The sequence below is a fragment of the Hufsiella arboris genome (assembly GCF_009834875.1).
GTDB classification, from domain to species: domain Bacteria; phylum Bacteroidota; class Bacteroidia; order Sphingobacteriales; family Sphingobacteriaceae; genus Hufsiella_A; species Hufsiella_A arboris.
The window spans coordinates 200,293-219,136 of the sequence record NZ_WVHT01000002.1 but is presented as its reverse complement, the minus strand read 5'-3'; the positions used below and the strand labels follow the sequence as shown (position 1 = coordinate 219,136).

Below are 18,844 nucleotides of genomic sequence, written 5' to 3'. Positions count from 1 at the left end.
CTTGAACGGGGCAATTTTAAATAAAGAAGTTCAGGACTTCATCCGCGAAAAGCAGGACGAAAACCCATCCCTGATTGCACTTGCCAAGAGCCCCTTCCCCGATGTTACATCCCGGGAGCTTGCTGAACAGATCGACAGCCGAAAACGCTGCGAACGAAAACTTCCCCTTTGGTTCAACACACCAGAAATCTATTATCCGCCAAAACTTGGCCTTGAACAGGCGTCGTCCGAGCAAACAGCTCTCTTTAAAGCAAGTCTTGTAACCGGCAAAACGATGATAGATTTAACCGGCGGCTTCGGCGTTGATGATTATTATTTCTCGAAAAAATTTGAAAAGGTAATTCATTGCGAACGAAACGAAGAGCTTTCCGCTATTGCCAAACATAATGCTGTAGCACTTAAAGCCGATAACCTTGAATTTATTAATTCAGCTAACAGTCTCGAGCGTTTTTCGCAAATTAATGGACGTTTTGATGTTGTTTATATCGATCCGTCCCGGCGCGTTAAATCACAAAAAGTTTTTAAGCTGGCTGACTGTGAGCCGGATGTGCCATCAAATTTTGACTTGCTTTTAGATAAGTCGGAGAAAATTATCATAAAAACATCTCCTTTACTTGACATCCAAGCCGGACTCAAAGAGCTTAGGCATGTTTCACAAGTTTATGTTATCAGCATCAAAAACGATTGCAAAGAGCTGCTTTGGATTATTGACAAAACATTCAATAAAGAAGCAGAAATTATTGCTGTTGCTTTGGCAGATACACCCAATTCTTTTAGTTTTCATATCTCGAAGGAAAAGGCAGCTATTCTAAGCGGTTATACTAAACCTGGCGATTATTTATACGATCCGGATGTAGCGTTGTTAAAAGCAGGTGCTTTCAAATCTATTGCTATACATTATCAGCTTCAAAAGCTGGATCAGCACACTCATATTTACACCTCGAACAAACTGGATGAAACATTTATTGGACGAATCTTCAAAGTTGAGGAAGTGATTGATTATAAAAATTTCACAAAGTCTGTTACAAGGGCAAACGTCATTGCAAGAAACTTCCCGGCGAGTGTCGATGAATTAAAGAAAAAATTCCGTATAACCGATGGCGGCTCGGAATACCTCTACTTTACTACCGCGCAATCAAGGCATGTAATTATAAGAGCAAGCCGTATAAAATAAAAAAGCCCGTGTAATAAACACAGGCTTTTTGTTGCGGTTAAGTAGAGAAGATTAAACTTTTCTTACGTTAACAGCCTGAGGTCCTTTGCGGCCTTCTTCGATTTCAAACTCAACAGAATCATTATCGCGTACGCCGTTTACACCGCCTTGAATATCTTTGAAGTGAACAAAAATATCTTTGCCGTCTTCACCAATAATGAATCCAAAACCTTTTTGAGAATTAAACCATTTTACTTTTCCAGTTTTCATAAAAATTATAATATTAAGTACCTAAATAACCTGTTAGAGTGTAACTGAAAAAATGGTTTTAATTCAGAATTAACTATAAACAGTCTTTTAAACTATTTTCAAATATATATTTTTTCTTGTAAAAGAAAACGATATTATTTATTTGGCTGAGGAGTTAAACGAAGATATGGTTTAACTTCTCTGAATCCTTTCGGGAATTTAGCCGGTATATCTTCCGTTTTTATCGCCGGAACAACCACGACGTCCTCTCCTTCTTTCCAATCTGCGGGTGTCGCAACACTGTAATTCGCTGTAAGTTGAAGTGAATCAATCACGCGAAGTATTTCCTGGAAATTGCGTCCTGTAGATGCAGGATAAGTAATGGTCAATTTAATTGTCTTGTCGGGCGCGATGATAAACAACGATCTTACCGTAGCTGTAAGCGAAGCATTCGGATGGATCATATCGTATGCCTCGGCGATTTTACGGTCTTCGTCTGCAATTATCGGGAAATTAACTTCAACGTTTTGAGTTTCATTAATATCCTTGATCCATCCATGATGTTTGTCAATCGGATCTACGCTCAGGGCAAGAACTTTGACATTTCTTTTTTCAAATTCATCTTTTAACGATGCTGTTCGCCCTAATTCTGTTGTACAAACCGGTGTATAGTCGGCCGGATGGGAAAAAAGAACTACCCAGCTATCGCCGGCATAATCGTAGAAATCAATTTCTCCCTCAGACGTGAGCGCTTTAAAATTTGGTGCAATATCGCCTAATCGTAAGCTCATAGTTGTAAATTATTTTATTTCTCTACTAAGTTAGTAGATTTTATTTCACAACATAAAATTTTATTATAATCTCCCGGTCACAATAGAAACGCGATGCAGAGTTAAAATAAGGTTGAAGAATTGTTAAAAAATTCTGGAGTTGGGATTGCTGAACCTAAAGACTGATTGAGTTTCCTGATGGTATAATCGGCTAATACCGGTGTGTCTTTTTCGTCATGCTGATGCAGAAAGAAAAAGAGCGATTGCAGTCCCGAGTCGATCCATTTTTTTATCCGGTCAACCCATTCATCTATCCGTTCATAATCTGTTGGGTGCAAGCCATTGCCAACAAAGCGAATAAACGCTTCGTTAGCAGGCATTTCCATATGAACACAATCTCTTCTGCCTGCGGCGTCGGTGATTACGCTTCCTCTTTTAAGATCATGTAACATTGAAAAAAGTTCGGTTCTGGCGGTTTGATCGCTGAACCAGTCCTTATGCCTCACTTCCGTAAATACTTGAAAGTCATTAGGTAAGCCTTCCAAATAATCGCGCAGTGTATCAAAGTTTTTGGGCCCGAAGTTGTCACTTAGCTGCAGAAAACATGGGCCGAGATATTGAGCGAACTCGCTGATGCTCTCGAGATATTTTTCCGTTTCCGCTTCAGCATTTTTTAATCTCCGGATATGGCTGATACTTTGCGTAAACTTAGGGCAGAACTTAAAATCCCTTCCTTCTGCTTCCGCCTTGTTCTTCCAGGTGCGTATCTGCTCAGGCTTGGGCATACCATAAAAAACAGCGTTCAACTCAATGCTGTTGAAGTGTTTTACGTACTCATCCAGGAACTTTGCTTCCTTTGTTTTAGGGGGATAGATCATACCGACCCATTCCTTCCTGCCCCATTTTGCGCAGCCAACATACAATTGGGGTTTAGTTACCTTACTACCCGAAAGAACTTTATTGGTTAAAGCGCTGTCGGGAGGAAGTGACAAGTCAGTCTGAGCTAGTTCTTCAACCGGGATACGTCCGAAGTCCATAATTCATTAAACATTTTGTAAACCATACTGGGCGATAACATCAGCAGGAACACCTTCCCATTTGTTCGGCGCATTGCCAACATAACCGATGTCTTCCACGCCCATTTTACTTGAAAAAAAGCCAGAAGCCGTTAATGATCTCATGCGACTGAAAAAGGCGACGCCCTGTTGCATTTCAGGTTTTGCCTTGTTAGGATAGGCGATCTCATCTACAATTGTAAGCTGTTGTTTTTCCGCACAATCTTTGAAAGGTTTTTCAAACCTGTTCAACGCCTGAAGATCAAGCCATTTTAAGCCGCCACGAAGTGGTAACTGATGTTCAAGAATATCTTTGCTGATAAACTCGATAAAATCGGGAACTCCAGCGTCGGAAGCACTTCCCGACTTCGCATCTTTGGGAATAATGATATCACAAAGAACGGTAATTGTAGCCATTTCGTGATCGTTAAAAAACCGTTCTGCTTTAAGTTTTTTATCCCGCTCCACTTCATAGTCCTGCCGCCCGGCTTCATCAGCGGTTCCCGTAGTTTTATCTGTTTGCGGTTTTTTATCCGTTTTACATGATTCAACCAAAACACCGGTTGAAATGGTTGCTATACCAAGAGCTTTTAGCGATTCGCGTCTGTTCATTTTAAATTTTTTAAAACGTTACACATTTTGTCTTTTTCGTTGGCCGAGGATATATTCAGCTGTTCGCATAGATAAGGCCAAGATTGTCCAGGTGGCGTTTTTATCACCCTGCTGCACAAATGGAGCGGCGTCAACTACGAAAAGATTTTTGCAGTCATGCGCCTGGCACCATTTATTCAGCGCCGATTTTTTGGGATCATCTCCCATTCTTACGGTACCGACCTCGTGAATGATTTTTCCCGGTGCTTCCAGTCCATAATTCGTATCTGCGCCTTTAACACCAGATGTGACGATAGCACCCATTTCATGCAAAATAGACTGGAACGTTTCCTGCATATGCTTAGCTTGCTTAATTTCTGCATCGGCCCATTTATAATGAAAGCGTAAAACCGGAATACCGTATTTGTCAACTACGTTCGGATCAATCTCACAGTAATTATCTTCGCGGGCAATTGCGGTTCCACGACCAGCCATATAAACCTGTGTACCATAAAAGCGACGGTAATCATCTTTTAACGATGCTCCATAACCACCCGCTTCCTTAGTTTTGCCATCGCGGCCAGGTACCATTCCGTTAAGCGTGGGCACATCCCAGCCGAAACCGTATAAAGGCATGCCTAAACCGCCTCCATATTCAATGTGATAACCTCTCGGGAAATCAAGATTTTTATTGTCAAGCCACCAGGGTGAATAGATATGCACACTTCCTACGCCATCTTCATTATACCGTTTTCTATCAAGCAACTGCGGTAAAAACCCGCTTGCTGATGATCCGGTTGAATCGTGAAGATATTTGCCAACCACACCACTGCTGTTAGCCAGCCCATCAGGATGATTTGTTGACTTAGAATTAAGAAGAAGACGTGCTGATTCGCAGGCGCTGGCTCCAAGAATAACAGTTTTTGCACGAACCTGGTATTCCTGCATATCCCTCTTACTTACATAAGACACGCCGGTCGCAAGTCCATTACTTCCAGTAAGAACCTCGCGAACCATCGCGTTATCAATTACCTTAAGATTACCGGTTTTAATCGCGGGAATAACCAAACACGACGAAGAAGAAAAATCTCCATAAATTTTGCAGCTACGTCCGCACTGGCCGCAATAGAAACATGGACTCCTATCCTTATTACCAGGTAAAGCTTCCGTTAAAACCGATCCGCGGCCGGGAATAACCTTTACTCCAGCTTTAGTTGCAGCCTTCTTTATAAATAACTCGTTGAGACGAGGCTTGGGCGGCGCCATAAAAATACCGTCTGGCTCATTTGGCAAATTTTCAACTGAGCCATACACCCCAATTAAACGGTCAACTTTATCGTAGTAAGGTTTAACATCTTCATAAGTAATCGGCCAGTCGTCGGTTAAACCATCGAGCTGGTTACTTTTAAAATCAAGAGGCCCCATACGAAGCGAGATACGACCCCAGTGATTTGTACGGCCGCCAAGCATCCTTGACCGGAACCATTCAAACTCCGTTTTATCTTTTGTAGTATAGGGTTCACCTTCTATGTCCCATCCACCGTAGGCTGCGTCAAAATCTCCGAAGGGACGGGTTGTTGATGCTCCGCGCCTCGGTGATTCCCAGCCCCACTTTAATTGTAGTGAATCTTTCGCCGGATCAAAAAAGGGGCCTGCTTCAAGCATGAGAACTTTTACGCCTGCATTTGCCAGGACATAGCCAGCCATACCTCCGCCAGCGCCCGATCCGACAATGATAACGTCATATTCTTCCGATGATTTTTTTATCTGAAAATCGCTCATTGGTAAATTGATCTATAATTAATTAGTAAAGCTAATTATAGCAATTTAAATCGAGCGACGAGAAATATTAACGAAAATTTTGCAGTCAGGTAACGTTTTTCTAGAACATATCCTTTTTAAAATCGGGCTCATCACCTACTGGCAATGTACCAAAAATTCTGTCCCATAAGTTGGAACTTACACCAAATGCCTTGTCGGGACATTTATAATGATGTAAATGATGATTTCGCCATAACAGCTTTAAAAATTTTGGCGGAGCGTACGCATGTATTGCGTAGTGCATGCTCACGTATATCAGGTAGCCTGTTACAAAACCGGGGAAGAAAATAAAGGCATAGGCCATAGTTTCTGAAGTCAGGTAAGAAATGGCGGAAAAAATACTTAACGCAATCGCGGCAATTACCAAACTTGGAACCGGCGGCATAAACAGCCTGGTTTTGTCCCTTGGAAATTCATGGTGGTTTTCATGAAATAAATAAACAAGTCGTTTACCCAATACGCTTTTTGCTTCAAAATGAAAGAGAAAGCGATGTATCAGATACTCGACAAGGGTCCAGCTTAACATGGCAACCAGGAAAAGCGCCGCAATAAATGACGCCGAAAAATGGTATGACACATAACTTTTAAAAAGTAAATAACTGCAGAGAGGAATATAGATCGCGTAGATGATCCAGGGACGTGTTTTCGTTAATCTTTCTAAGAATCTGCTTTTAAATAGGCGGGCTTGTCCTTTGTTATTAATCTTCACTCGTTCCATTAGCAATGATTTTAATAAAGATACCTTTAAAATACCTGTTTTGGACTAAAGAGATTAAGTTACAGCCAATAGATTTTTATGGATAAAGTAGGACAAAAATAAAAGAGGGAACCAAAACTGATTCCCTCTTTATATAAAATTTATAAGAATGCTTATTTCACAGCATCGATAATTGCTTTAAAAGCTGCTGGCTCATTCATCGCTAAATCGGCAAGAACCTTACGGTTTAAACCAATATTTTTGGAAGCAAGCTTACCCATTAATTGAGAGTAAGAGATTCCATGATGACGGGCGCCTGCGTTAATACGCTGGATCCACAAAGCTCTGAATTCTCTCTTTTTGGTTTTACGGTCACGGTAAGCATATTGCAAACCTTTTTCTACCGTGTTTTTAGCAATGGTGTAAACCTTGCTTCTTGATCCCCAATAGCCTTTTGCTAAACCTAAGATCTTTTTTCTTCTTCTTCTTGACGCTACTGCGTTAACCGAACGTGGCATGTTGTTTTGTTTTTTGGCGGACGGTGTCGTGTGTTACAACGAACTTACTACCGATTGCCTGGTTAAAAATTAATTACTTTCCGATACAAAGCATACGTTTAACGTTACCCATATCAGCGTCAGCTACTAAGCTTGCCTGACCTAAGTTACGTTTACGTTTAGTCGACATCTTGGTTAAGATGTGGCTCATGTATGCGTTGTTTCTCTTGATTTTACCTGTTCCAGTAAGCTTAAAACGCTTTTTGGCACTGGAATTGGTTTTCATTTTTGGCATAACAGATATATTTACGTATTAGTATTTATTTCTTTCCTGTAGTTTTTGGGGCAACGGTTAAAAACATCCGTTTTCCTTCCAATTTTGGCAATTGCTCAACTTTACCCACTTCTTCAAGCGCCTGAGCAAATTTTAATAACAAAATCTCTCCGTGCTCTTTATAGACGATGGCCCGGCCTTTAAAATGCACGTAAGCTCTTACCTTTTCACCGTTTTCGAGAAAACTGATCGCGTGTTTCAGTTTAAACTGAAAATCGTGATCGTTTGTATTTGGCCCGAAACGAATTTCTTTAATAACCGTTTGTTTGGCGTTTGCTTTTATCTCCTTCAGCTTCTTTTTCTGCTCGTAGATAAACTTGTTATAATCAACAATTTTGCAAACTGGCGGAACGGCATTTGGTGAAATCTCTACCAAATCAAGTTCTTGTTCTTCTGCCAATGCCAATGCATCGCGTAATGAATAAATTCCTTGTTCAACATTATCACCAACGAGCCTTATTTCCGGCGCTTTGATAAATTGATTAATGTTGTGTTCTGCCTCTTTCTTTTTAAACGGAGGTCGAGGTCCTCGATTAAAACCCGGTCTTGTTAATGCCAAATTTGTTTTTCTTAAACTGTTATTTCTTTAATTAACTGATTTTTAAAATCTTCCACTGTCACACTTCCTACATCACCCTGGCCATGCCTCCTGACAGAAACAAGTCCTTCAGACATTTCCTTTTCGCCAATAATAAGCATGTAGGGCGTTTTCTTAACCTCAGCATCGCGGATTTTCCGGCCGATCTTTTCATCTCTAAGGTCAATCAAGCCGCGAATATCGGAATTATTAAGCGATTCTAAAACTTTTTTTGCATAATCTTCAAATTTCTCAGAGATCGGCAAAATGATAAATTGCTCGGGAGTTAGCCACAACGGGAAGTTTCCGGCACAATGCTCAATGAGTACGGCGACGAATCTTTCCAGTGATCCGAAAGGTGCCCGGTGAATCATTACCGGCCTGTGTTTCATATTGTCGCTTCCGGTGTATTCCAGTTCAAAACGTTCAGGTAAATTATAATCAACCTGGATAGTTCCCAACTGCCATTTACGGCCCAAAGCGTCTTTAACCATAAAATCAAGTTTCGGTCCGTAAAACGCCGCTTCGCCTAATTCAACTACTGTCGGCAGTCCTTTTTCATCAGCGGCCTCAATAATAGCCCTTTCAGCTAATTGCCAGTTTTCATCTGATCCGATATACTTCCCTTTGTTATTGGGATCTCTCAGAGAAATCTGTGCGACATAATCTTCAAATCCCAGGGATTTAAAAACGTATAAAACCAAGTCAATTACCTTTTTGAATTCTTCTTTTACCTGGTCCGGACGACAAAACAAGTGTGCATCATCCTGGGTAAACCCGCGAACACGAGTTAATCCATGCAATTCTCCGCTTTGCTCGTAACGATATACGGTTCCGAATTCAGCGTAACGAACCGGCAATTCCTTATATGAACGTGGTTTAGACTTATAAATTTCGCAGTGATGCGGACAGTTCATTGGCTTAAGGAAAAACTCCTCGCCTTCCTGCGGCGTTTTGATCGGCTGGAATGAATCGGCACCATACTTATCATAGTGACCTGAAGTAACATATAGATTTTTATGGCCAATATGCGGTGTAATAACAGGTTCATAACCTGATTTAACCTGTGCATTTTGAAGGAAACGAACTAATTTCTCGCGCAAAGCCGCTCCTTTTGGCAGCCATAACGGAAGCCCCATCCCCACTTTTTCAGAGAATGTAAAAAGTTCCAGTTCTTTCCCAAGCTTGCGGTGATCGCGTTTTTTTGCTTCCTCGATCATGTGAAGATATTCAGTCAGCTCGCTTTGCTTAGGAAATGTAACGCCATAGATACGAGTAAGCTGCTTACGGCTTTCGTCGCCGCGCCAGTATGCACCCGCAACATTGGTAAGTTTTATTGCCTTAACAAAACCGGTATTCGGAATATGCGGACCACGGCACAAATCGGTAAAATTCCCTTGGCTGTAAAAAGTGATGGAGCCGTCGGGAAGATCTTTAATCAGATCCAATTTGTACTCATCACCTTTTTCAGTAAAATATTTTTCAGCGTCGGCTTTGCTAACCGGAGTTCTAATGTATTCAGACTTCACCTTGGCGAGCTCCAGCATTTTATCTTCGATCTTTTTAAAATCGTCGGACGAAAATGGCTGATCGCCAAAATCTACATCGTAATAAAACCCGGTTTCAATTGCAGGCCCAATGCCGAACTTTGTGCCCGGATAAAGAGCTTCCAATGCTTCGGCCATCAAGTGAGCGGATGAATGCCAGAAGGTTGATTTACCGCCGGCATCATTCCAGGTTAGCAGTTTTAGACTGGCGTCTTCCTCGATCGGCCGGCTTGCGTCCCAGATTTCGCCGTTTACTTCAGCCGCCAATACGTTGCGTGCTAGTCCTTCAGAAATTGATAATGCTACCTGGTGTGCGCTTACACCTTTTTCATACTGGCGGACTGATCCGTCAGGGAGAGTAATGTTAATCATCTACAACTATGATTTAATTGTTAAAAATTTATTTCTGCGAAACGCTTACAAGGCGTTCTTCACTTTATAATGCAAAAATAGGATTTTGAATCAATTAATCATGAGGGACTGCGTTAATTTTGAGTCACAAGTTTTTGCATAATCTTCAAGCCGTCATTGATTAACTTAGAAAGTTCCTGATGGGATTTTGCCATATTTGACAGGTAGCAAGTGATCTTATCTTGGAGATCAGTGTTCAAATTTTCTTCGTGAAGAATTTCAGCGATCTGCATCAAACAAAGCCAGTCGTTTGGAAATTCAGCTACAAGCCTGTTGAATGCAGGTTCTAGCAAGTCGTAACCAGATTGGCTTACGCGGATATCTCGTACCAATTGATATAAATGATGTAAATCACTAGTTTTCGGATCGTAAACGTGCTTTAACGTTTCGTCTTTACTGATGTAAGTAATTTCCTCGAACGCATCTTTATCAGCCGCTCCATTGAAAACGGAAACGATTTTTTCACCCACAGCCATATCATAAATTCCCCATTCAGGTTTAAATAATATATCGTTGGCTGGCGACGTCACAGTGCAATTTTCCAAAGTTATCAACACTATTTTGTTCTGGTGGCTGGTGATTTTTTTAATGATTCCAGATACTTTAATTCCGCTTTCAAATACAAGTTCAACAGGTTGATATTCCCCGATCTCATTTTCCTGTAAATCAGCTTTGGTAAAATCCTCCAGCGGTTTTAAAATATTTTTCAGCTTACCAACCGGCGACGAAAATCCATCTTTATGATAGTCTTTTCCATGTCCGTTAACTTGCTTATTTTCAAGTGCCAAAGCAGAAGGACCTGCAGTTTTTAAAAATGTAATACCTCCGTATTTATTATCCTTGAAATCGGTAAATATTCCGGTTAACTGGAGCCCAGAACTATACACTGCAGTTGCCGTATTTTTTGACTCAACAGCTTTCCGCAATCCAGAACTGCCGCCGGTTCGAAACGCCATCGTTGACGCAAACTCTTCGAGCACATCGATCAGGTTTTGAAAAGTTGCAGTAACGAAAAGCTGATCTTGCGGCTTGGTGATATCATATGGATAATTAATGGCCTCTATGGAGTACCAAAGTTTTTGGACTTTCTCTTTCATGCAGCTTGCACTTTCGCCAATAGAAGAAAGAAGTCCTGCTCCGTAAATCTTTGGATCTTCAAGTGATCCAATTAGGCCGTACTCGACCGTCCACCAATGCAGGCGGCTTAGCAAAGCCATTTCTGAAGGTTCTCCCATGTTCTCGGAGATTGCTTGAAGATCAGCTTCTGCCTTCTCAATTTCTTCAACCGATGTATTGGGTGCCTCTTTCAATATGCTTAAATGCCGTATCGCTTCGTACAATTGAAAATCCTTCGCCGAAAACATTGCTTTAGCGCCTATAGAACCAAAATAGCTAAGGTAGTTATTGTAATCGCTGTCTGCTATGATTGGTGCATGGCCAGCGGACTCATGAATGATATCCGGCGCGGGCGTGTATTCAATATGGCTTAATTGCCTGATATCGGCAGCTATAACCAGCACGCGGTAAGCTTGGTATTCCATAAACGCTGATGGAGGAATGAAGCCGTCAACCGTTACGGCGCCCCAGCCTATTTTGCCAAGGTTATCGTTCATCGTCTGTAAATCAGGAATGCGTTCAATGCTCAATCCGGCACGTTCCAAGCCTTTAATGTATGGATAATAGGCTACGTTTTTGAGATAGCTATAGTTCTGCCTCATCACATAACGCCAAACGGCCTGGTCGACAGGAGTATATTTATCGTAATTCTGATCAACGATGTATTGTTTCAGATGCTTTGGCAGCCTGGCAACCTGCGGATTATTAAAGTCATTGAACGCTTCCATTACAAATTACCTCTTAATTCCTGTTCCCTCTCTATTGCCTCAAATAGTGCTTTGAAATTTCCGGCACCGAATGACTGCGCGCCCTTGCGCTGGATGATCTCGAAAAATAAAGTTGGTCGGTCTTCCACCGGTTTGGTGAAAATCTGAAGCAAGTAACCTTCATCATCGCGATCAACTAAGATGCCGAGCTTTTTCAGCGGTTCCAGATCCTCGTCGATGTGACCAACACGGTCGAGTAATTCGTCATAATAGGTTGTCGGTACAGTCAAAAATTCAACGCCACGTTTTTTTAGTTCGGTAACTGTTTTAACGATATCTGCAGTTGCTAGCGCCAGATGCTGTACGCCTTCCCCATCGTAAAATTCAAGATATTCTTCGATCTGGGATTTCTTCTTTCCTTCTGCCGGTTCATTGATCGGGAATTTTACGAAGCCGTTTCCGTTGCTCATCACCTTGCTCATTAATGACGAGTACTCTGTAGAAATTGCCTTATCATCGAACGATACGATGTTTTTAAAACCCATAATATCTTCATAGAAATTCACCCAGCTGTTCATTTTGTTCCATCCAACATTTGCCACGCAATGATCGACATACAGCAAACCGGTCTCGGAAGGATTATATTCGGAAGACCATGGTTGATAACCCGGCATAAAAACGCCGTGGTAGTTCTTCCGTTCCACGAAAATATGAACAGTATCTCCATACAATTTAATTCCGCTTGTGCGAACTTCACCATACTCATCTTTAAGAACTTCAGGCTGCTTATATGGTTCGGCGCCGCGAGACGTGGTTTGTTCAAAGGCATCGAAAGCATCGTCAACCCAAAGAGCCAATACCTTAACGCCGTCTCCATGTTTTTTTACATGTTCCGCGATCGGGCTATTGATTTCTAAGGCAGTTGTTAAAACCAGTCTGATTTTTCCCTGCTGTAGTACGTACGACGCTTTATCTCTTACCCCTGTTTCCGGTCCCGCATAAGCCAGGCTTTGAAAACCGAATGCTGATTTATAAAAATGAGCCGCCTGTTTCGCATTTCCGACATAAAATTCGACATAATCTGTTCCCAGCAATGGCAAGAAATCAGTTGTTTCTATAGTATTTTCTATTAATTGATTGTTCATTTGTGATTAGTGTTAAATAGAATTAAAAATTAAACCTGCTAGGTTTATCATTCCAAACTAGTTGGTTGTTCTGTCACCGTTGCTTTTTCAAAATTCGCCTGCCAGCTTTTGTGATAATCTTCATCTTCAATTGCCAGTGCGTCTTCCGTTAACATCAAGGGTCTGAAAGGATCGATCATTACCGCAAGCTCCTCAGTAGCTTCTTTACCGATTGACTTTTCGACCGTACCGGGATGAGGCCCGTGCGGAATGCCGCCGGGATGCAATGTAATCTGGCCTTTTACTACATTCTTACGGCTCATAAAATCCCCGTCAACATAATATAAAACCTCGTCACTGTCGACATTGCTGTGGTTATACGGCGCCGGAATAGACTGCGGGTGATAATCGAACTTACGGGGTACGAATGAGCAGATAACAAAATTATTCCCCTCAAATGTTTGATGAACGGGCGGCGGTTGATGTAAACGGCCTGTAATCGGCTCAAAATCATGAATGGAAAACGCCCACGGATAGTGAAAGCCGTCCCAGCCAACAAAATCGAAGGGGTGAGTAGCGTAGATGTAGGGATAAATAAGTCCCTGTTTTTTTATGAGAATTTTGAAATCTCCCTGCTCATCATGTGTTTCAAGATTCTGTGGAAATTTAATATCGCGTTCGCAATAAGGCGAATGCTCCATCAGTTGTCCATATTCGTTTCGATAACGTTTTGGCGGCCGGATCGGGCTGAAACTTTCTACGATAAACAGTCGGTTATTCTCGTCATCAAATTCCATTTGGTAGATGGTTCCCCTCGGTATAACCAGGTAATCGCCGTATTGAAATTCGATATCACCAAATCCGGTTTTTAACCTGCCGGAACCAATATGAACGAAGATCACTTCATCGGCCTGGCTGTTCTTGTAAAAGTAGTCGGTCATTGACCGTTTAGGTGCAGCCAATGATATATGAAGATCATTGTTAACTAAAACTGGTTTACGACTTTCGAGATAGTCGTCAACGGGCTTAACATTAAAACCAATAAGGCTGGTGTGCTTTAAATGTTTTTCACGCGCGATTTTCGGTTCCACAGAATATGGCTCGCCCAATGATTTTACAATGGTGGGCGGATAACAATGGTAAACTAATGAGTATAAGCTCGAAAACCCTTCTGTTGAAACGAGTTCTTCTGCATATAAATCGCCGTTTGGCTTTCGGAAAATGGTGTGCCGCTTATGCGGGATCTTTCCCAATGAGTGATATACTGGCATGTCAGAAAAAATGAAATGATCGAATTGATTAAAAATTCTGCGGATGTTGCATCCTGATCAAATCCATTTAGTACTGAGCGAATACCAGTTTGGCAAGCAGCGCCCGGCGAAATAATATCGCAATATCCGCTTGAAGGATATATTGGTGACGATATTTTCCATTTGCCGCTGACATATTATACCAGGTTATAATTAAATGAAGATAGCACAATCCACGCTTTCTCAGTTTCCTGTTTATGTAACAATTGTTGGGCGAATTTGTGAAGAAAAATTTCAGGATCGCCCTTTTTTAGTATCTGGCTTACTTGAAGTTCTATATCAGGATTGTTAACCAGGAAGTTTTGAATGTCATCCTTTCCGGGAATCGAACTTACGTTGGCCAGCTGGCCGAGATTGTTACCGGTAAGAACAGATGAATTTCGTATACCTTCAGGTAACTGATCAATACCTATACCAATATTTCTGTTAGGTTTAGGAACGATGAATAAGTTATCCGGTGTAACGCGGCAATACCAATCGCCGCCTAACCGGGCCACTAAATCCATCTTTAACTGGTCTATTGTTCCTTCGTGATTTAAAACATTTTCGTTGATATGGATCCGCTTTATTGCGGCAAGAACCAGGTTTCCTGCGCCGGCGTTCTCACCCAGCGCTATAATATCCGTAACGGTGCATTCAAATTGCACCGGCGATTCAGCCACTCGCGGCGGCTTAACAAAATCAGATCTTAATGGAGTTAAACCGGACTTTACAAATTCGTCTACTCCCTTTTGGTACTCTACACTCGAAAGCGAAACCTGCTGAACGATATCATAAGTCACGACATTAATCACACATTCCGGAACTTCTTTTAAATTTTCAAGGGTATGCTTGGTAGTATTGTCGCGGACCCTCCTTGCCGGCGAAAAAATGCAAACCGGCGGATTCGTGCTGAACATATTGAAAAAACTGAAGGGACTCAGGTTTACATTTCCTGCTTTATCAATGGTAGATGCAAGACAAATCGGCCGAGGCGCTATCGCGTACTGCAGATAATTTTGCAATTCCAATGATGAAAGATCCGCAGTATTCAGCGTTTTCATTAAACTGTTTCTGCTTCCTTTTTTAAGTTTAAAATTGACCAGTCGGTATCAGCGCTGGTAATAACGTTGCTTAGCCGCCCTAAACCTGTAACTTCCATTTCAACCACATCACCGGACTGCAGCCATTGCGTTTGATAGTTCGGATCGTTTGCTAAACCTGTGCCATTCAGTTCAAGAAAACATCCCGTTCCAACAGTTCCTGAGCCAATTACATCTCCGGGTAAAACATCGCAACCATAAGAACAACGCTCAATAATTTCAGCGAAAGTCCAGTCCATATCGGCCATATTGCCCTGAGAAACCTGTTTGCCGTTTACACGACATTTCATAGCAAGATTATAAGCGTTACCTACATGCCCCTCTTTAGCTGGTACCTTATATTTCTCAAGTTCATCAACCGTAACCAGCCAGGGGCCAATTACTGTAGAAAAATCTTTGCCCTTAGCAGGGCCGAGATTTAATAACATTTCTTCCATCTGCAAGGTACGTGCGCTAATGTCGTTCATGATCATAAAACCTGCAATGTAATTATCCGCCTCTTCTGCCCGGATGTTTCGCCCTTTCCTGTTTAGAACAACGGCAACTTCCAGTTCAAAATCCAGCTTTTCAAAATGATCGGGCATACACTCTATTTCTCCCGGACCCTGTATCGCGTTATGATTAGTGAAGTAAAAAACGGGATACTGATCAAATTCAGGAATCATCGGAATTTTGCGGTTACGCCTGGCTGCCTCAACATGCTGGCGGAATGCATAGGCATCACGGCAAGATGATGGCTGAGGAACCGGCGCCTGCAACTCATAAAAAACCTCTTCGCGAGGGGTCAACTGCCCCGATTCAACTTCTAATAAAACCTGTCTCGCGCGATCCATAAGGTCTTCCCCACCCTCCAAAAATTTTTTCATTGAGTCGGGAATTGCATGATTGCAGGAATTCAGGTTGTAGATGTGCCCGTTATACCAAAAGCCCAAATGTTCCTGATTGTCGGTTTTATAGGAAACTAATTTCATTTCAATTATCTTATAAAGTGAATCGTTCTTTATTTAGCAACGCCGAAAATACCTAATTTAATCCAGCTCAATTTCTAAAACGTTATCCGGAATAATTAATTTTCCTTCCGTTGCATTTTTAACATCCTCAACGGTATGACCTGGCGCTATTTCCAGCAACTTAAAACCGCCTTCCGGCAAAACGTCCAGGACGGCTAACTCGGTAACAATTCTTTGAATGCATTTAATTCCCGTTAAGGGAAGTGTGCACTCTTCCAATAATTTAGACTTGCCATCTTTGCTAACGTGCTGCATGGCCACAATAATATGTTTTGCCGAGGCAACCAAGTCCATCGCCCCACCCATCCCCTTCACTTTCTTACCGGGAATTTTCCAGTTGGCGATATCGCCGTTCTCGGAAACTTCCATAGCACCTAAAATTGTCAGATCAATATGGCCTCCGCGGATCATGGCAAAGCTATCCGCCGAACTGAACAAAGAGGCTCCGACCGACATTGTGATGGTTTGCTTGCCTGCGTTGATCAGGTCGGGATCTACTTCATTTTCTGTGGGAAACGGCCCCATTCCCAACAAGCCATTTTCGGATTGCAACGTTACGTTCCAGCTCTGAGGTATATAATTCGCTACTAATGTCGGAATGCCGATTCCCAGGTTTACATATGAACCGGGTTTAATTTCTTTGGCAATGCGCTGAGCGATCTGATATTTATCCAGCATGTGATTCGGTTTGAATGGTTCGGTGCTCTATTCGTTTTTCGTTCTTATCGGCGATAAAAATTCGTTGTACAAAAACACCAGGAGTATGTATTTCATTTGGATCTAGTGTTCCGGCGGGAACCAGTTCTTCTACTTCGGCAATGGTAATTTTCCCGGCAGTGGCCATCATCGGGTTAAAATTACGGGCCGTGCCCTTATAGATCAGGTTGCCCATAGTATCACCCTTCCAGGCTTTGACAAATGCAAAATCGGCCGTCAGGCCATATTCTAAAAGGTACAATTTCCCGTTAAACTCACGGATTTCTTTTCCTTTGGCAACCTCTGTTCCCACGCCTGCCGGGGTATAAAAAGCCGGAATTCCGGCTCCCCCAGCCCGTATCCTCTCCGCCAATGTTCCCTGTGGTATCAAATCGACTTCCAGTTCGCCGGAAAGAAGCTGGCGCTCGAACTCGGCATTTTCGCCAACATAAGAGGAGATCATTTTCTTAACCTGCCTGGCTTTTAATAATATGCCGATACCGAAATCATCGATACCAGCATTGTTTGAAATACATGTCAGCTGCGAGACACCGTGACGTGCTAAGGCAGCTATACAACTTTCTGGTATGCCGCATAAACCAAAGCCGCCAAGCATAATACTTGCCGACTCAAAAACATCCGCAATGGCGAGGTCGGAGTTTTGAAAAACTTTGCTCATTCTTAAAAATTTGCGTTAAGGCAACGACTATAATTGGTTTCTGAAATCCGGCTTTCGAAAAACAGAGCTCAAATCTATCAGATATTTCAGTGAATACAAATAGCGATCAAAGATATCTGATCCACCATTTTTCACTGTTCTTTTGCTTATAACCAGCGAACCAAACACATGGTTTATAAAGAATTAAAACCACACCCATCCATATCAGGTAAACTATCCAGATATTAAAACCAAATTCGTCCGGGCGAAACAAAAATGGATTATTCTTAGGGACGATGTCCTTTGCCGCATAGCCGTTTAAAAAGAAAAATATTACCACCAAACCGTGTATAATGAAAAAATGCGGCACGTAATAAAAGAAAGGCACCTTGCCATACACTGATAAAAAATTGCCAAACCGGCTCTTTACTCCTTCTGTCAATGAAAGAATAATGAGTGCCGTACCGATCGTTAGGGTCGTATAATCCAAAGAAGGCGGGTATTTGCTAACGTTTACAAATGACAAGACTGTTCGCAATGAATCTTTTTGAATGCTCCATGGAGAAGGATCGCCGTATTGGTTAATTCCGCGAATAATTATAAACAAAAGCAATACCGCAGACCCGGTGTATAAAAGATAACGTCTTCGTTTTTCGAAATCAAGCGTTGAATACCAGTCTGACAAAGAAAAACCGACCAGCATAATTCCTGTCCATGGCAGCACTGCGTAAAGGAACAACAATCCTCTTGTGGCTGTAAGTGGAACAAAATATCCCTTCGCAGTAAAAAATATCTTTAGCAATGCGTCGCCAATACCTTCCGATGGCGTCGTCAAAAAATTTAACAGGTCATGCCCAAAAATCAGCAGCAGTCCAAACGGCAGAATCAACTTCGTGGAAATTCGCAGCAGCAAGCTCAATATGATCATGCTTAATCCGATTGCCCAGATTACCTGGAAGATGAGGATATTATATAAGGGATTGAAGGTAAGACCAAAAGTAATCACAACCAATTCAACAGCAATTAACCATAAGCCTCTTTTCACTAAAAATCGCGCAGTGTCCTGCCGTGTTTTCTTTTTTGAAACCAAACCAGCCGACAAGCCGGAAAGAAATACAAAGATTGGCGCACAAAAATGAGTTATCCAGCGGGTAAAAAACAACAGCGGTGTAGACGTTTGTAAGTTCAGCGGATCCTGTGTCATAGCGGTTACGTGAAAGAACTCACGGACATGATCAAGCGCCATGATGATCATTACCGCTCCACGTAAGATGTCGACAGAATTTATTCGTTTGGTTATAGGTTCCATTTGTGATCGTAAAAATACAATGTAACAAAAAAAGGGGCGCCTCGCGCGCCCCTTTTACCTAAACCTTATCACATTCTGAATGTGTCCGGTAAAAATAAAAGACCTGTTCCAAAGTTTCTATCACATTATA

At 41.9% G+C, this 18,844-nt stretch carries 19 protein-coding genes; 1 reads left to right on the top strand and 18 read right to left on the bottom strand.

The features are described from left to right. The first annotated feature begins 1 nt into the window (after nt 1). Nucleotides 2–1,174, top strand: a complete 1,173-nt coding sequence (locus tag GS399_RS04700; protein ID WP_160843443.1) for a THUMP-like domain-containing protein — start codon at nt 2–4, stop codon at nt 1,172–1,174. Between the two features lie 51 nt (nt 1,175–1,225). Here the strand turns inward: GS399_RS04700 and GS399_RS04695 are convergent, their stop codons facing one another. The 18 genes from GS399_RS04695 to GS399_RS04610 form a co-directional block, all read right to left on the bottom strand. Beyond that, nucleotides 1,226–1,423, bottom strand: a complete 198-nt coding sequence (locus tag GS399_RS04695) for a cold-shock protein (protein WP_160843442.1) — start codon at nt 1,421–1,423, stop codon at nt 1,226–1,228. Between the two features lie 134 nt (nt 1,424–1,557). Beyond that, the gene (locus GS399_RS04690) at nt 1,558–2,193 is read right to left on the bottom strand and encodes a peroxiredoxin (RefSeq protein WP_160843441.1); all 636 of its coding nucleotides are present in this window, start codon (nt 2,191–2,193) and stop codon (nt 1,558–1,560) included. Nucleotides 2,194–2,294: 101 nt separating this feature from the next. Further along, nucleotides 2,295–3,209 (bottom strand): DUF72 domain-containing protein, encoded by a 915-nt coding sequence (locus GS399_RS04685; protein ID WP_160843440.1) that lies wholly within the window; start codon nt 3,207–3,209, stop codon nt 2,295–2,297. A gap of 6 nt (nt 3,210–3,215) precedes the next feature. After that, nucleotides 3,216–3,839, bottom strand: coding sequence for a gluconate 2-dehydrogenase subunit 3 family protein (locus GS399_RS04680; protein ID WP_160843439.1), 624 nt, complete (start codon nt 3,837–3,839; stop codon nt 3,216–3,218). 18 nt (nt 3,840–3,857) lie between these two features. Continuing rightward, nucleotides 3,858–5,600: a GMC family oxidoreductase gene (locus GS399_RS04675; protein ID WP_160843438.1), complete on the bottom strand. Its 1,743-nt coding sequence runs from the start codon at nt 5,598–5,600 to the stop codon at nt 3,858–3,860. Nucleotides 5,601–5,700: 100 nt separating this feature from the next. Further along, nucleotides 5,701–6,357 carry a sterol desaturase family protein gene (locus tag GS399_RS04670; protein WP_160843437.1) on the bottom strand — a complete coding sequence of 219 codons (657 nt, stop codon included), beginning with the start codon at nt 6,355–6,357 and terminating at the stop codon, nt 5,701–5,703. Between the two features lie 152 nt (nt 6,358–6,509). Further along, nucleotides 6,510–6,854, bottom strand: coding sequence for a 50S ribosomal protein L20 (rplT, locus tag GS399_RS04665; protein ID WP_160843436.1), 345 nt, complete (start codon nt 6,852–6,854; stop codon nt 6,510–6,512). A 73-nt stretch (nt 6,855–6,927) separates the two neighbouring features. After that, the gene (gene rpmI, locus GS399_RS04660) at nt 6,928–7,128 is read right to left on the bottom strand and encodes a 50S ribosomal protein L35 (RefSeq protein ID WP_160843435.1); all 201 of its coding nucleotides are present in this window, start codon (nt 7,126–7,128) and stop codon (nt 6,928–6,930) included. 25 nt (nt 7,129–7,153) lie between these two features. Beyond that, complete coding sequence (gene infC, locus GS399_RS04655) at nt 7,154–7,726, bottom strand: translation initiation factor IF-3 (RefSeq protein WP_160843434.1); 573 nt, start codon at nt 7,724–7,726, stop codon at nt 7,154–7,156. Nucleotides 7,727–7,737: 11 nt separating this feature from the next. Further along, nucleotides 7,738–9,663 carry a threonine--tRNA ligase gene (thrS, locus tag GS399_RS04650; RefSeq protein WP_160843433.1) on the bottom strand — a complete coding sequence of 642 codons (1,926 nt, stop codon included), beginning with the start codon at nt 9,661–9,663 and terminating at the stop codon, nt 7,738–7,740. A gap of 113 nt (nt 9,664–9,776) precedes the next feature. Continuing rightward, nucleotides 9,777–11,546 carry an aromatic amino acid hydroxylase gene (locus GS399_RS04645; protein ID WP_160843432.1) on the bottom strand — a complete coding sequence of 590 codons (1,770 nt, stop codon included), beginning with the start codon at nt 11,544–11,546 and terminating at the stop codon, nt 9,777–9,779. Next, a complete protein-coding gene (gene hppD / locus GS399_RS04640; protein ID WP_160843431.1) occupies nt 11,546–12,670 on the bottom strand; it encodes a 4-hydroxyphenylpyruvate dioxygenase in 1,125 nt (374 codons plus the stop codon). The genes GS399_RS04645 and hppD overlap by 1 nt, the downstream gene beginning before the upstream one ends. Before the next feature lie 47 nt (nt 12,671–12,717). Next, nucleotides 12,718–13,920 (bottom strand): homogentisate 1,2-dioxygenase, encoded by a 1,203-nt coding sequence (locus GS399_RS04635; RefSeq protein ID WP_160843430.1) that lies wholly within the window; start codon nt 13,918–13,920, stop codon nt 12,718–12,720. Nucleotides 13,921–14,096: 176 nt separating this feature from the next. After that, complete coding sequence (locus tag GS399_RS04630; protein ID WP_160843429.1) at nt 14,097–15,002, bottom strand: flavin reductase family protein; 906 nt, start codon at nt 15,000–15,002, stop codon at nt 14,097–14,099. After that, entirely contained in the window at nt 15,002–16,012 is a 1,011-nt protein-coding gene (locus tag GS399_RS04625) for a fumarylacetoacetate hydrolase family protein (RefSeq protein WP_160843428.1), read from the bottom strand. The genes GS399_RS04630 and GS399_RS04625 overlap by 1 nt, the downstream gene beginning before the upstream one ends. Nucleotides 16,013–16,069: 57 nt before the next feature. Continuing rightward, nucleotides 16,070–16,729, bottom strand: coding sequence for a CoA transferase subunit B (locus GS399_RS04620; RefSeq protein ID WP_160843427.1), 660 nt, complete (start codon nt 16,727–16,729; stop codon nt 16,070–16,072). Next, entirely contained in the window at nt 16,719–17,426 is a 708-nt protein-coding gene (locus GS399_RS04615) for a CoA transferase subunit A (RefSeq protein ID WP_160843426.1), read from the bottom strand. The genes GS399_RS04620 and GS399_RS04615 overlap by 11 nt, the downstream gene beginning before the upstream one ends. Before the next feature lie 106 nt (nt 17,427–17,532). Further along, complete coding sequence (locus tag GS399_RS04610) at nt 17,533–18,714, bottom strand: acetyltransferase domain-containing protein (protein ID WP_160843425.1); 1,182 nt, start codon at nt 18,712–18,714, stop codon at nt 17,533–17,535. Nucleotides 18,715–18,844: the final 130 nt, after the last annotated feature.

Excerpts from the sequence above, each read along its gene's own strand:
- GS399_RS04695 (WP_160843442.1), bottom strand. The coding sequence starts at position 1,423 with ATGAAAACTGGAAAAGTAAAATGGTTTAATTCTCAAAAAGGTTTTGGA.
- GS399_RS04690 (WP_160843441.1), bottom strand. The coding sequence starts at position 2,193 with ATGAGCTTACGATTAGGCGATATTGCACCAAATTTTAAAGCGCTCACG.
- GS399_RS04685 (WP_160843440.1), bottom strand. The coding sequence starts at position 3,209 with ATGGACTTCGGACGTATCCCGGTTGAAGAACTAGCTCAGACTGACTTG.
- GS399_RS04680 (WP_160843439.1), bottom strand. The coding sequence starts at position 3,839 with ATGAACAGACGCGAATCGCTAAAAGCTCTTGGTATAGCAACCATTTCA.
- GS399_RS04675 (WP_160843438.1), bottom strand. The coding sequence starts at position 5,600 with ATGAGCGATTTTCAGATAAAAAAATCATCGGAAGAATATGACGTTATC.
- GS399_RS04670 (WP_160843437.1), bottom strand. The coding sequence starts at position 6,357 with ATGGAACGAGTGAAGATTAATAACAAAGGACAAGCCCGCCTATTTAAA.
- rplT (WP_160843436.1), bottom strand. The coding sequence starts at position 6,854 with ATGCCACGTTCGGTTAACGCAGTAGCGTCAAGAAGAAGAAGAAAAAAG.
- rpmI (WP_160843435.1), bottom strand. The coding sequence starts at position 7,128 with ATGCCAAAAATGAAAACCAATTCCAGTGCCAAAAAGCGTTTTAAGCTT.
- thrS (WP_160843433.1), bottom strand. The coding sequence starts at position 9,663 with ATGATTAACATTACTCTCCCTGACGGATCAGTCCGCCAGTATGAAAAA.
- GS399_RS04645 (WP_160843432.1), bottom strand. The coding sequence starts at position 11,546 with ATGGAAGCGTTCAATGACTTTAATAATCCGCAGGTTGCCAGGCTGCCA.
- hppD (WP_160843431.1), bottom strand. The coding sequence starts at position 12,670 with ATGAACAATCAATTAATAGAAAATACTATAGAAACAACTGATTTCTTG.
- GS399_RS04635 (WP_160843430.1), bottom strand. The coding sequence starts at position 13,920 with ATGCCAGTATATCACTCATTGGGAAAGATCCCGCATAAGCGGCACACC.
- GS399_RS04630 (WP_160843429.1), bottom strand. The coding sequence starts at position 15,002 with ATGAAAACGCTGAATACTGCGGATCTTTCATCATTGGAATTGCAAAAT.
- GS399_RS04625 (WP_160843428.1), bottom strand. The coding sequence starts at position 16,012 with ATGAAATTAGTTTCCTATAAAACCGACAATCAGGAACATTTGGGCTTT.
- GS399_RS04620 (WP_160843427.1), bottom strand. The coding sequence starts at position 16,729 with ATGCTGGATAAATATCAGATCGCTCAGCGCATTGCCAAAGAAATTAAA.
- GS399_RS04615 (WP_160843426.1), bottom strand. The coding sequence starts at position 17,426 with ATGAGCAAAGTTTTTCAAAACTCCGACCTCGCCATTGCGGATGTTTTT.
- GS399_RS04610 (WP_160843425.1), bottom strand. The coding sequence starts at position 18,714 with ATGGAACCTATAACCAAACGAATAAATTCTGTCGACATCTTACGTGGA.